Annotated in this window: 11 protein-coding genes; 2 read left to right on the top strand and 9 right to left on the bottom strand. The window is 71.5% G+C overall.

Annotated features, from left to right (window positions below; all coding sequences use genetic code 11):
* Window positions 1–250 precede the first annotated feature (250 nt).
* The 4 genes from ABZ565_RS23205 to mshD all read right to left on the bottom strand — a co-directional run bounded on the left by ABZ565_RS23205 (window position 251) and on the right by mshD (window position 3,526).
* Window positions 251–1,204, bottom strand: coding sequence for an ABC transporter permease (locus ABZ565_RS23205; RefSeq protein WP_361029991.1), 954 nt, complete (start codon window positions 1,202–1,204; stop codon window positions 251–253).
* On the bottom strand, window positions 1,201–2,091 hold the full coding sequence (locus ABZ565_RS23200) for an ABC transporter ATP-binding protein (protein WP_361029988.1): 891 nt from the start codon (window positions 2,089–2,091) through the stop codon (window positions 1,201–1,203). The genes ABZ565_RS23205 and ABZ565_RS23200 overlap by 4 nt, the downstream gene beginning before the upstream one ends.
* Window positions 2,088–2,498 carry a GntR family transcriptional regulator gene (locus ABZ565_RS23195; protein WP_361029985.1) on the bottom strand — a complete coding sequence of 137 codons (411 nt, stop codon included), beginning with the start codon at window positions 2,496–2,498 and terminating at the stop codon, window positions 2,088–2,090. The genes ABZ565_RS23200 and ABZ565_RS23195 overlap by 4 nt, the downstream gene beginning before the upstream one ends.
* Window positions 2,499–2,587: 89 nt before the next feature.
* Window positions 2,588–3,526, bottom strand: a complete 939-nt coding sequence (mshD, locus tag ABZ565_RS23190) for a mycothiol synthase (protein ID WP_361029982.1) — start codon at window positions 3,524–3,526, stop codon at window positions 2,588–2,590.
* A gap of 131 nt (window positions 3,527–3,657) precedes the next feature.
* Between mshD and ABZ565_RS23185 the strand changes: the two genes are divergently transcribed.
* Entirely contained in the window at window positions 3,658–5,529 is a 1,872-nt protein-coding gene (locus ABZ565_RS23185; protein ID WP_361029979.1) for a 5'-nucleotidase C-terminal domain-containing protein, read from the top strand.
* 92 nt (window positions 5,530–5,621) lie between these two features.
* On the opposite strand, the gene ABZ565_RS23180 is transcribed toward ABZ565_RS23185, so the two are convergent.
* Entirely contained in the window at window positions 5,622–7,175 is a 1,554-nt protein-coding gene (locus tag ABZ565_RS23180; protein ID WP_361029976.1) for a sodium:solute symporter family protein, read from the bottom strand.
* 180 nt (window positions 7,176–7,355) lie between these two features.
* Between ABZ565_RS23180 and ABZ565_RS23175 the strand changes: the two genes are divergently transcribed.
* Complete coding sequence (locus ABZ565_RS23175) at window positions 7,356–8,168, top strand: IclR family transcriptional regulator (protein ID WP_361029973.1); 813 nt, start codon at window positions 7,356–7,358, stop codon at window positions 8,166–8,168.
* Between the two features lie 103 nt (window positions 8,169–8,271).
* On the opposite strand, the gene ABZ565_RS23170 is transcribed toward ABZ565_RS23175, so the two are convergent.
* The 4 genes from ABZ565_RS23170 to ABZ565_RS23155 form a co-directional block, all read right to left on the bottom strand.
* On the bottom strand, window positions 8,272–9,540 hold the full coding sequence (locus ABZ565_RS23170; protein WP_361029971.1) for a glucarate dehydratase family protein: 1,269 nt from the start codon (window positions 9,538–9,540) through the stop codon (window positions 8,272–8,274).
* A complete protein-coding gene (locus ABZ565_RS23165; RefSeq protein ID WP_361029966.1) occupies window positions 9,537–10,472 on the bottom strand; it encodes a 5-dehydro-4-deoxyglucarate dehydratase in 936 nt (311 codons plus the stop codon). Before ABZ565_RS23165 ends, ABZ565_RS23170 begins: the two co-directional genes overlap by 4 nt.
* A gap of 198 nt (window positions 10,473–10,670) precedes the next feature.
* On the bottom strand, window positions 10,671–12,104 hold the full coding sequence (locus ABZ565_RS23160; RefSeq protein WP_361029963.1) for a HAMP domain-containing sensor histidine kinase: 1,434 nt from the start codon (window positions 12,102–12,104) through the stop codon (window positions 10,671–10,673).
* Window positions 12,101–12,832: a response regulator transcription factor gene (locus ABZ565_RS23155; RefSeq protein ID WP_361029960.1), complete on the bottom strand. Its 732-nt coding sequence runs from the start codon at window positions 12,830–12,832 to the stop codon at window positions 12,101–12,103. Before ABZ565_RS23155 ends, ABZ565_RS23160 begins: the two co-directional genes overlap by 4 nt.
* Window positions 12,833–12,856: the final 24 nt, after the last annotated feature.

The following is a 12,856-nucleotide window of genomic DNA, read 5'->3' as shown; positions in this document are numbered from 1 at the left end:
GATCCATTGTTCCGCCCGGAGCGCTTTGTAGGCGCGTCGGAGGTGGACGAGATCGCGGAGGCGGCGCGGTCGGGGCGCGTTCCGCCTGGATCTCGGCCGTTGCGGGGGGTCGGCACAGCTGGCTGCATCCTGCGAGGGTCGCAAGGCCGTCTGAATGCGTGGTTACGACGACATGACGTGCGGGAAGCGGTGGGTGACCGTGTGTGGCGTCCTGTCCGGGGCCGGGGCCCCGGACAGGTTTCGGAACGCCTCAGGCGTGGTAGCGGCGCAGCACCCGGAAGGCGAGCGCGGTGGCGACTGCGGCGAGGGCGAGCAGGATGGCGGTTTCGGTGAGCTGGAGTGGCCAGAAGTGGGAAGCGGGGTGGTAGTCGAAAAAGTTGGTGACCCCGCCCTTGGCCGTCATGCAGGCCCGGCCCGGCATGCCTCGCGAGAGGCAGTCCTGCCAGTGGAGCTCCTTGCCGGAAGAGGTGAGCATGCCCGAATCGATGGCCCAGAAGCCCCCCTTCCGCTCGGCGAGCTCGAGGTCGAGGTCACGGACCGTGGGCCAGAGTTCGTAGCGGCGCTTGCCGAAGCCGTACATGACCGTGCCGACGACGACGGCAGTGAGGGCCATGGCCGGAAGAGCGCGGCGTACGAGGACGGCGCACAGGGCGCCGACAGCCACCGCGAACAGGGCGTAGGCGACCGCTACCGGGCCGAGGCCCGGGTAGGTCGTGTCCCCGAACCAGGCGAGGTCGGACGGCGAGTGCCCGAGGACGCCCGACCGGCCCCACCGGTAGACGAGCACCAGCACCGTCGTGCCGGCGGCCGCGAGGAGCGCGAGCGGGGCGAGCCGTGCCGCCAGCCAGCGGGCGGGCGTGATCGACTGGGTCCAGCCGAAGCGGAACGTGCCGCTCTCCAGTTCGCGGGCTATGAGCGGCCCGGCGACGAAGATTCCGGTCAGCAGGGACAGGCCCAGGAGGACGCGACCGCCGTCCGCCAGGAAGGTCTGGGCCGTTGTGCGGGCGTAACTGGCCAGGTAGAGGTGGTCGCCGCAGCGGGTGGTGTCCCCGTCGGCGCAGTTCTCGTGTGCGGTGGCGACCCAGATCCGGAGCCCGATCACCACGGCGATGCCCAGGGCCACGAGTGCGGCACCCGCCCACAGTGAGCGGCGCTGCGTCCGTACGACGACGCGGACGGGACCCCGCAGGCTCAGCGCGCTCACGCCGCCACCGCCTCGCGGATCGTCGCGCTCGGGGTGAGCAGCGCGGGGGCTTCGGGGGAGCGGAGGTGGGCGAGCAACAGCTCCTCCAGGGAGGGTTCGGAGCGGTCCCAGGCCGGGTCGACCGGGCCCTCCGGGCGGACCAGGGCGGTCAGGGCGCGGCCCGTGGTGCGGGATTCGATCACCGTGTGCGGGGCCAGGTCGCGGACCGGGCCCGTGAGCAGGGCGTGCGCCGCGATGAGGTCGTCCGTCTCGCCGCCGAGGCGGACGCGGCCGCCGTCGACCAGGAGGAGGTAGTCGCAGGCGCCCTCCAGTTCGCTGAGGATGTGCGAGGACATCACGATGGTGGTCCGGTGCTCGGCGGCCTCGGCCATCAGGGCGCCCATCAGCTGGTGGCGGGCGAGGGGGTCGAGGTCGGCCATCGGCTCGTCCAGCAGGAGCAGTTCGGCCCGCTTGCCCAGCGCGAGGGCGAGGGCGAGCCGGGTGCGCTGACCGCCCGACAGGTCGCGGACCTTCATGTCCGACGGCAGCGGTTCGGCGATGCGCGCCGCCGCCTCCCGGTCCCAGCCGTCCGGGTTCAGCTCCGCACCCGCCCACAGCGTTTCGGAGACCGTCAACTGCGGGTAGAGCGGCTTGTCCTGGGCCACGTACGCCATCCGGGTGCGCGTCTCACCGCGTGTCGAGCCCAGCACCCGCAGCGTTCCCTCGGCCGGGCGCAGGAAACCCGCCGCCAGGGCGAGCAGGGTGGACTTGCCGGCGCCGTTGGGCCCGACGAGCGCGCAGACGGCGCCGGCCGGCAGCCGGAACGCGCAGTCGCGCAGCGCCCAGCCGCCGCTGCGGCCCCGGTATCTCATGCCGAGGCCGTCGGCCTCCAGCGCGGTACCTGTCATCGGTCCTGGTCCCCCTCGAATGTGCTGTCCAGTACGGCGGTGAAGAGCGCGCTCACGTCGTCGCGTTCGAGGCCGGCCGCCCGCGCCCTGCCTGCCCAGGCGGTGAGTTCGGCGCGCAGCGGGGAGTCGTCGGCGGCCACCGCGCCACCGAGTGACCGGGTGACGAAGGTGCCGAGGCCGCGCCGGGCCTCGACGAGCCCTTCGCGTTCCAGCTCGCGGTACGCCTTGAGCACGGTGTTCGGGTTGATCGCGGTCGCCTCGACCACCTCCCGGGCGGTGGGCAGCCGGTCGCCCGGCTCCAGCAGGCCCAGGCGGAGGGCCTGTTTGGTCTGCTGGACGATCTGGAGGTAGGTGGCGACGCCGCTGCGCCGGTCGATGCGGAACTCGACTGCCGCGGACTCTGCCATCTTCACCCTTTCACTAATTGAGTAGTGGAAGGGTGACCTAAAAGCGGGGCGGCGTCAAGCTACGCCGCCCCGAGTGGAGTTGAGGGGAATCAGGACTCCGTGCGGTACATCAGGTCGACCTCGTGCGTCACGAAGCCCATGCGCTCGTACACCGCGAGCGCCGCCGGGTTGTCCGCGTCGACATAGAGCATCGCGGTCGGCAGTCCCTCCGCCGCCAGGTGGCGCAGCCCGATCGCGGTGAGCGCCTTGCCGAGGCCGCCGCCCTGCGCGTCGGGCCGGATGCCGACCACGTACACCTCGCCGAGCTGCTCCTCCGCGTGCACCTTCGTCCAGTGGAAGCCGATCAGCTCCGTGGAGCCCGCGCCGTCCTCCCGCTCGGCCAGGAAGAAGCCCTTCGGGTCGAACCAGGGCTCGGCCTTGCGGTCGTCCAGGTCGCGTTGAGTGAGGGAGCCCTGCTCGGGGTGGTGGGCGAAGGCCGCGCGGTTCACCGCGAGCCAGGCGGCGTCGTCCTCGCCGGGGACGAAGGTGCGCACGGTGACGCCCGGGGGGAGGGCCGGCTCGGCGAGGTTCAGCGGGTTCAACGGGCGGCGCAGCTGGCGCAGTTCCCGGAACAGGGAGAGGCCGAGGACTTGGGCGAGGTGGCGCGCCGCGGCCTTCCCGCCGTGCGCCCAGACGCGCAGCCGCTTCCCGGTCGCGGCGAGCAGGGCGGCCCCGAGCGCGCGGCCGTGTCCGTGGCCCCGGTGCGAGGGGTGCACGACCAGCTCGGCGGCCGGGGCCTCCACGGGGTCGGTGTCCTCCAGTTGCGCGTACCCGGCGAGCACGCCCCCGGCGGACAGCAGGAAGTGCCGCACGCCTTCCCGCTGCCCGCCGCGCAGTTGCAGACGGCCCTGCTCCGACACGGCCTGCCGGCCGTCGGACCGCGCGGCCTCGGCGAGCAGGTCGAGCACGGCCGCGGCCTGGTCGGGGGAGAGGGTGTCGAGCGTCTGGATCTCGCGTCCGGGGGCGGGGAGGGGTGCGTCTGTCGTCATGTGTACGAGCGTAAGCGCCGCCGGCCCGCACCGGTTGGCAACCACTTCGTAACCCCGTACACCTGTCGCGCTACGCGCGTTGACTCTAGGCTGCGGCTCGTACTTCACCCGCTGAATTCACAAGGGGACCGATGTCAGCGACACCGCAGAAGAACCGGGCGTCACGGCGGGTGCTCGCCGCCGCGGCCGGTCTCGCCACCATGGGCGCGCTCGTCGCCGCCATGCCGGCCGGAGCGCACGGCCGCGGCCACGGCGACCACCACGGGCACCACACCCCGGCCCGGACCGTCGACGTGCAGCTGCTGTCCTTCAACGACCTGCACGGCAACCTGGAGCCGCCGGCCGGCTCGGCCGGTACGGTCACCGAGACGCAGGCCGACGGTACGACGAAGGCGATCCCGGCGGGCGGGGTGGAGTACCTCGCCTCCTCGCTGCGTACCGCCCGCGAGGGCCACCCGTACTCGATCACCGCGGCCGGTGGCGACATGGTCGGCGCGAGCCCGCTGCTGTCGGGGCTCTTCCACGACGAGCCGACCATCGAAGCGCTGAACAAGATCGACCTCGACGTGACGAGCGTGGGCAACCACGAGTTCGACGAGGGCGCGACCGAGCTGGCGCGCCTCCAGAACGGCGGCTGCCACCCGGTCGAGGGGTGCTACGAGAAGGGCAAGAAGTTCCCGGGTGCCGACTTCCCGTACCTCGCAGCGAATGTGACGGACGAGAAGACCGGGAAGCCGATCCTCAAGCCGTACACCGTGTGGAAGAAGAACGGCGTCAAGATCGGCTTCATCGGGGTGACCCTGGAGGGCACGCCGAACATCGTGACGGCCAACGGCGTCAAGGGCCTGAAATTCCACGACGAGGTCGAGACGATCAACAAGTACGCCAAGGAGCTGGACCGCCAGGGCGTGAAGTCGATCGTCGCGCTCATCCACGAGGGCGGCCTGCCCGCCTCCTCCGCGTACGACTACGACTGCGACAGTCCGGGCGCCGGTGACGGCATCTCCGGGCCGATCACGGACATCGCCAAGGGCATCACACCGAAGGTGGACGCCCTCGTCACCGGCCACACCCACCAGGCGTACGTCTGCACCATCCCGGACCCCGCGGGCAACCCGCGCCTGGTCACGTCGGCGGCCTCCTTCGGCCGGCTGTACACGGACACGACGCTGACGTACGACCGCCGCACCGGCGACATCGTGCGCACGGCCGTGAAGGGCAGCGGCAAGCACGGCTCGAAGCACCACGGGACCCAGCCGTCCAACCCGGTCTCCGCGAACCACCTCGTCAGCCGTGACCAGGCGCCCGCCAAGGACATGACGGACCTGATCGCCCGCTGGAACACGCTCGCGGCCCCGATCTCGAACCGGCCGCAGGGCTTCATCTCCGCCGACATCAACGGCCGCGGCTCCACGGCCCTGGAGAAGCCCCTCGGTGACCTGATCGCCGACGCGCAGCTGGAGGGCCTGGCCCCGGCGGACAAGGGCGGGGCGGTCGTCGCCTTCATGAACCCGGGCGGCATCCGCGCGGACCTGGTGTACAAGGCGTCCGGCAGCGAGGGCGACGGTGTCGTCACCTACGGCGAGTCGTTCACCGTGCAGCCGTTCACCAACATGATGAACGTCGTGGACCTGACCGGCGCCCAGCTCGTCAGCGCCCTCCAGCAGCAGGTCAGCGGCTCGAACCAGGCCAGCCCGAAGATCCTCCAGGTCTCCAAGGGCCTCACCTACACGCTGGACATGACGAAGTCCGGCGCGGACCGCGTCGTCACGGACACGATCAAGCTGAACGGCGAGCCGATCGACCCGGCCAAGACGTACCGCGTCGCGATGAACGAGTTCCTGGCGGGCGGCGGCGACGGCTTCGCCGCGCTGGGCCAGGGCACCAACAAGCTGGTCGGCGCCTCCGACCTGGACCTCTTCAACGCCTACCTGGCCGCGCACTCCACGGCCTCGTCCCCGCTGGCCCCGCCGGCGACGGACCGGATCACGGTCGTGCAGTAGGGCGTACCGCAGGCAGGGATGCGCGGGCGGGGCCGGTGGCCCCGGCCCGCGCATTCGTCGTCACGGGGCGGGGGCCTCACCGGCCGGGAGGCTCAGTCCTCGGCCCGGGACAGGGGCCGCGGCTCCTGCGCGGGCGCGGGCACGGCGCCCGCGGACGCACCGGCGTGGTCGTCGTCGCCGCCGTCGCTGGACACCGCCAGGACGAGCGCGTCCGCCTCCGGACTGGGCTCGGGGCTGAGGAGGCCGATGGCCAGGAAGAGAACCAGGGAGGTGACCAGGGGCGTGAGGACGACCGTGGTCTGGTCGCTGCTGTCGATGCCGTACTTGACGATCCAGTAGCCGATCAGCCCGCCGGCCCAGGAGATCAGCGCGGCGCGCGGCCCGAACTTCCGGAAGGGGGGCAGCAGTCCGAGCAGCAGCGGGATGGAGATCGGTCCCATGACCGCGGCGACGAGGGCCACGATGATGCCGAGGACGCCGCCGAAGTGGTCGGCCTCGATGGCCACGAGCATGCTGAGCGTGATGAAGACGACCGTGACGATCCGGGCGGCCAGCAGCGCGGACCGCTCGCTCATCCCGCGCGCCCTGCGGGAGAGGACGGGCATCATGTCGCGGGTCACGACCGCGGAGATCGCGTTGGCGTCCGAGGAGGCCATGGCCATGGTGTGCGAGAACATCCCGGCGAGCGTGAGCCCCACCAGGCCGGCGGGGAGGAACTTCTCACTCATGAGCGCGTAGACCTGCTGCGGGTCCGCGACGTGCGGGAGCAGGACGGGCGCGGCGACGGACGGGAAGAGCAGGAAGGCCGGCCAGATGAGGTAGAGCACCGCGGAGAGACCGGCGGAACGGCGGGCGTCCCTGGCGTTCTCCGTGGCCATGTAGCGCTGGGCCAGGTTCCACATGCCGCCGTTGTACTCGAAGATCTTGATGATGATGTAGGCGGTGAGGAAGGTCGCGGTGTACGGGCCGACCAGCGGCTCGGTGTGGTGCGCGGGAAGGTCGTCCCACAGCGTGCCCAGGCCGGAGATCCCGCCCAGCTTGCCGAGGACGACCACGACCATGGCGATGGCGGCGACGCCCTGGATGACGAACTGCCCGAAGTCGGTGAGGGCGTCGGCCCAGAGGCCGCCCACGGTGCAGTACAGCAGGGTGACCACGCCGGTGAGCACGATGCCGGTGTTCATGTTCATGCCGGTGAACACATTGAGCAGGATCGCCACCGAGGCCCACTTGGCCGCCACGTCGAAGACCTTGAGCAGGGTGCCGCTCCAGGCGAGGGCCTGCTGGGTGGGCACGTTGTACCGGGTGGCGAGGTACTCCAGGGGCGAGGCGACCCCGTACCGCTTGCGGAGCCTGTTCCACCGGGGGGCGAAGACGACGGCGCCGAGGCCGGTGCCCACCGCCAGCGGGATGAACGCCCAGACGTAGACGGTGATGCCGTAGCTGTAGGCCACCGCGGCGTAGGCGACGAACACGGCGGCGCTGTAGCCGGACATGTGGTGCGAGATGCCGGAGAGCCACCAGGGCATCCGGCCTCCGCCGGTGAAGTAGTCGCTGACGTTGCTGACGCGTTTGTGCGACCACAAGCCGATCAGCAGCATCACGACGAAGTAGCCGCCGAGTGCGACCCAGTCCAACGCAGCCATGTGAACTCCTAGTTGCCCGATCGGCTCTCGTCGGCCGTCAGGGGGCGGTGAACGGAAGGGAGGGGTTGTTCAACGAAACGCTTGTCTGCATATGTAGACAGTGATTTCATTCGTGGAATTTGATCAGGCGGGAGGCTAGCCCGCCGTATGATGGCGGTCAATGACTTGGGAGGGATTTCATTGGTTGCGCAGAAGGCCACCCCGCCCGCGAGCGAGAGCGACGAATCCGGACGCGGCCTGGTCAAGTCGGCCGAGCGCGCGGTCCTGATCATGGAAGCGCTGGCAGCCTCGGGCGACCGGCTCAGCCTGGGGAAGTTGCAGGAGGCCACGGGCTACCCCCGCTCCAGCCTCTACGCCCTGCTCCGCACCCTCAGTGCCCTCAAGTGGGTGGAGAGCCCCGAGGGCGATCTGTCCTTCGGCATCGGCCCGCGCGCACTGCTGTGCGGTACCGCCTATCTGGACCGGGATCCGGCGCTGCCCCCGGCGACCCGTCAGATCGAGCGGCTGCGCGCGGAGGTGGGCTATACGACCCACTACGCCCGGCTCGACCTCCCTCACATCATCTATCTGGCCACCCGCGAGGCGACCGACTCGCATCGGCTCACCTCGCGGGTGGGGCGCCAGCTCCCCGCTCACGCGACCGCGCTGGGCAAGGCGCTGCTGGCCGAGCTGACCTCCCCCGAGGTCGAGGCGCTCATGGCGGACGTCGAGCGGGAGCAGCTGACCGAGAACACCGTGACCGGGGGTGCCGCACTGGCCGCCGAGCTGGAGGAGGCCCGCGAGCGCGGGTGGGCGGTCGAGCGCGAGCAGAACACTCCGGGGCTGTGCTGTGTCGCGGCCTCCGTCCCGTACCGCATCCCCGCCACCGATGCCATCAGCTGCTCCATCCCGGTGGAGCGGGCGACCGACGAGGAGCTGGCCCGGGTCGGGGACGCGGTTCTGCGGCACGCGGTGGAACTGGCCAGGGTGCTGCGGCGGCAGGGGGTCCGGTAGCCGGTCACCGGGCCCCGTCAGCTCTCATCCCGATGAGGCCCGGCATCTCCTTCGGTGTTCTCTTCCCTGGCGGCGACGACGCGAGCGGTGCGGATCCCAGGGGTCACCAGCGGGGCGACTCGGCCCGGTAGTCCGGGTCGATGCGCCGCATGTAGCCGGTGTCGTCCCGGTTGCGCAGACCGCACCGCAGGTACTGCTCGTGCAGCCGGGCGAGCGCGTCCCGGTCCAGCTCGACGCCCAGCCCCGGGCCGGCCGGCACCCGTACCGCCCCGTCGGAGAACGCGAGCGCTCCGTCCTGGACGACCTCCTCCGACTTCCAGGGCCAGTGCGTGTCGCAGGCGTAGGTGAGGTTCGGGGTGGCGGCGGCCAGGTGTGTCATCGCGGCGAGGCTGATGCCCAGGTGGGAGTTGGAGTGCATGGACAGCCCCATGCCGAAGGTGTCGCAGATGCCCGACAGCAGCTTCGAGCGGTGCAGCCCGCCCCAGTAGTGGTGGTCGGAGAGCACGACCTGGACCGAGTCCCGGGCCACCGACGGAGCGAGCTGGTCGAACGCGACGACGCACATGTTCGTCGCGAGCGGCATGCTCGCCTCGCGGGCGACGCGGGCCATCCCGTCGAGCCCGGGTGTGGGGTCCTCCAGGTACTCCAGTACGCCGTCGAGCCTGCGCGCGACCTCGATCGACGTGTCCACGGTCCAGGCGGCGTTGGGGTCGAGCCGCAGCGGGGTGTCCGGGAACGCCTCGCGCAGGGCGAGGACCGCCTCGACCTCCTGCTCGGGGGGCAGTACCCCGCCCTTGAGCTTGATGGCCGAGAACCCGTACTCGCCGACCATGCGCTGTGCCTGGGCGACGATCCCCGCGCTGTCGAGGGCCTCGGGGTAGTCGTCCGGTGCCGCGCCCGGGTGCCCGCCCCACTTGTAGAACAGGTAGGCGCTGAACGGTACGGAGTCGCGCACCGCGCCCCCGAGCAGGTCGGAGACCGGCCGTCCGGCGGCCTTGCCCTGGATGTCCAGGCAGGCGACCTCCAGGGGCGAGAACACCCGGTCCACCGTGGAACTGGAGGTGATCATGCCGGTCAGGCCATGGCCGTCGGTGCCGGTGTCGCCGCCGAGCACCCGGGCCACCTCGGCGTGCATCGCGTTGAGCGCGTGGACGTCCATTCCGGTCACGGCCTGCCCGGCGGCGGCGAGGCGCCGCAGATGCCCCTCGTCCGCGTAGGTCTCGCCGAGCCCGGAGATCCCCTGGTCGGTGGCGATCTCGATGACGGCGCGCAGCGCGTACGGCTCGTGCACGCCCACGGCGTTGAGCAGTGCCTGGTCGTGGAAGGCGACGGGGGTCACGGTCACCGAGGTGATGAGGATGCGGTCGCTCATCGGGCGGACACCTCCGCGCACAGCGCGAGGCCGGCCTCGGTGATGCGCCGCAGCTCTTCCAGGTGTTCGGGCGCCGGGTCGGCGAGCGGCGGCCTGACCCCGCCGACATCGAGTCCGCGTTGCCGGACGGCCGCCTTGACGAGGGAGACGGCGTAGCCGGGAACCCGGTCGCGCAGGGCGATCAGCGGATGGAAGAACACCGTCTGGAACCGCTCGACGAGCGTGTCGTCGCCCTGGGTCACGGCCCGGTAGTAGGCGAGGGAGATCTCCGGCGCGAAGCAGAACACCGCGGAGGAGTAGAGCTCGACACCGATGCCCCGGTACACGGGCACGGTGGCCTCGGCCGTCGGCATGCCGTTGAAGAACTGGAAGGGCTTCTTCCCGCCGTCCTCCCGCAGGGCCGAGCGGACCGCGACGACGCTGCGGGCGAGCTGTTCCAGATCGCCGTAGCCGTCCTTGAAGCCCACCACCTGGGGCAGCAGGGCCACTTCGACGGCGGACGCGGTGTCGAAGCGGGCGGTTCCACGGTTGTAGACGATCAGCGGCAGGTCCGTCTCCTCCGCGACCGCCCTGGTGTACGCGACGAGCCCGGCGGGCGGCCCCTGGACCAGGTACGGCGGAAGCAGCAGCAGCCCGTCCGCTCCGGCCTCCTTCGCGGCGCGGGCGAACCGCCGGGCCAGCGGGAGGGCGCCGCCGGTGCCCGCGTACACCGGCACCCGGCCGTCGACGGTTTCCACGGCAGTGCGTACCACCTGCGCGTATTCCTGGGGTTCCAGGGCGTGGAACTCGCCGGTGCCGCACGCGACGAAGACCCCGCCGGGTCCCGCGTCGAGACCGGTGCGGATGTGTTCCGCGAGCGCCCGCGGATCGACCTCGCCGGAAGAGGTGAACGGTGTCACCGGAAAGAACAGCACGCCGTCGAACGTCGACAACTCGGGGCTCCCTCGATCAGCCGTCTACATATATAGACGTTGTGCTCATGTGTAGAACGCATTCGGGACTGTAAATGCGTGCCCGGGGGTGGTCAACCCTGCGAGCGTGGCCTCGTACGAGAAGCGGCGGACGTCAAAGGGCGCCTGCCGGTTCGTGGGGGGCACGACCCGACAGGCGCCCGCGTGGGCTGCGCCCGGCTATTCCCGCGGTGCCTCCGGCGGCGGCTGCGGCGCGCCCGGGAGGTTGATGACCGCCTCCGTGCCACCGCCCGGGGCCGGGGCGAGGGAGATGTCGCCGCCCGACTGCTGGACCGTACGGGCCACGATCGACAGGCCGAGGCCCGAGCCCGGGAGCTGGCGGGCGGACGGGGAGCGCCAGAAGCGTTCGAAGACGTGCGGGAGTTCGTCGGCGGGGATGCCGGGGCCGTGGTCGCGGACCGTGAGCCGGCCCCGGTGCAGCACCACGTCGATCGTGCCGTGCGACGGGCTGAACTTCACCGCGTTGTCCAGGACGTTGACGATCGCCCGTTCGAGGGCGGCCGGTTCGGTGCGTACGTACCAGGGGGCCAGGTCCTCCGTGATCGTCAGCTCCGGACCGCGCAGCCGGGCGCGCCGGAGGGCGGCGCGTGTGATGTCGTGCAGGGCCACCACCTGGAGCGGGCCCGGCTGGGCGGCGTCCGGGCGGGCCAGCTCCTGGAGGTCGCCGATGAGCGCGGCCAGCTCCGTCATCTGCGCCTTGACCGAGGACATCAGGGCCCTGCGGTCGTCCGGCGGGATGGCCCGGCCGGTCTCGTCGCTGCGGGCCAGGAGCTCCACGTTGGTGCGCAGCGAGGTGAGCGGCGTACGCAGCTCGTGGCCCGCGTCCGCGATGAGCTGGGCCTGCCGGTCGCGGGAGGTGGCGAGGGACGCGGTCATCGAGTTGAACGACCGGGACAGCCGTGCGATCTCGTCCTCCCCCTCGACCGGGATGCGGACGGTCAGGTCCTCGGTCCTGGCCACGTGCTCGACGGCCTCGGTGAGCTCGTCCACGGGGCGCAGCCCGGAGCGGGCGACCCAGAGACCGGCGGCGCCGGCGCCGATGACGCCGATGCCGCCGACGAGGGCGAGGACCCAGGCGAGGGTGGAGAGCGGGCTGTCGATCTCGCTGAGGGGGCGGGCGATGGTGACCCCGAGATCGACGCGGGGCTGGTCCGGTCCCGGCCCACGGGTAGCCGTCACCGGGTAGGTGAAGGCGCGCATCCTCGCACCGTCGGACGCGGTCTCCGTGTGCAGCGGTCCCGGCCGGTCGGCGCCGACCACGGCGAGGTCGTCGGCGGTCACCGGAAGCTTGGGCGAGCCGGGGGCGACGCAGGCGTTGCCCTGGCCGTCGATGAGCTGGACGGTGAGGCCGGTGTACGGCGCGGGCTGCAGCTCGGTGGTGCGCTTGCAGTACTGATAGAGGTTGACCAGGTAGTCCTGGGCGACCGTGGACCCGCGCAACGCCTCGTCCTGCCGGTCCTCCAACTGCTCCCGCGTCACGAACCAGCAGGCCACCGCCACCGCCGCCACCGCCACCGCGACCGCCGTCGCGACCAGCAGGGCCAGCCGGGAACGGAGCGGCAGCGCGCGGACGCGTCGCAGGGGGCCCGTCATCCGTCGCCCCCGCCCGAGCGGAGCGCGTACCCCACACCGCGCACGGTGTGGACGAGACGCGGTTCGCCGCCGGCCTCCGTCTTGCGGCGGAGGTACATCACGTAGACGTCCAGGGAGTTGGAGCTCGGCTCGAAGTCGAAGCCCCACACCGCCTTCAGGATCTGCTCGCGGGTCAGCACCTGGCGCGGGTGCGCGAGGAACATCTCCAGGAGGGTGAATTCGGTACGGGTCAGCTCCACGCGCCGGGTGCCGCGCATGACCTCGCGGGTCGACAGGTCCATGCGCAGGTCGGCGAAGGAGAGCACGTTGTCGTCGGGGACGGGACCGCCCGAGGACGTCGCGTACGAGCTGCGGCGCAGCAGGGCGCGGATGCGGGCGAACAGCTCGTCCAGCTCGAACGGCTTGACCAGGTAGTCGTCGGCGCCCGCGTCGAGTCCGGTGACGCGGTCGCCGACGGTGTCCCGGGCCGTGAGCATCAGGATGGGCGTGGTGGCGCCTGTGGAGCGGATACGGCGTGCGGCGGTCAGGCCGTCCATGCGCGGCATCTGAATGTCCAGGACGATGAGGTCGGGGGCGTACGACTCCGCCTTGGCGAGGGCGTCGAGGCCGTCGACGGCGACCTCGGTGTCGTATCCCTCGAAGGCGAGGCTGCGGTGCAGGGCCTCGCGCACGGCGGGCTCGTCGTCGACGATCAGGATGCGCTGCGGATCGTCTTCGGCGGGGCTCATCGCTGTCTTGTCCTCTTCTCGGTC

Source organism: Streptomyces sp. NPDC016469 (assembly GCF_040632905.1).
Lineage (GTDB): Bacteria > Actinomycetota > Actinomycetes > Streptomycetales > Streptomycetaceae > Streptomyces.
Note: the sequence above shows the minus strand (reverse complement) of the source record. Positions and strands in the feature narration are given on the sequence as shown.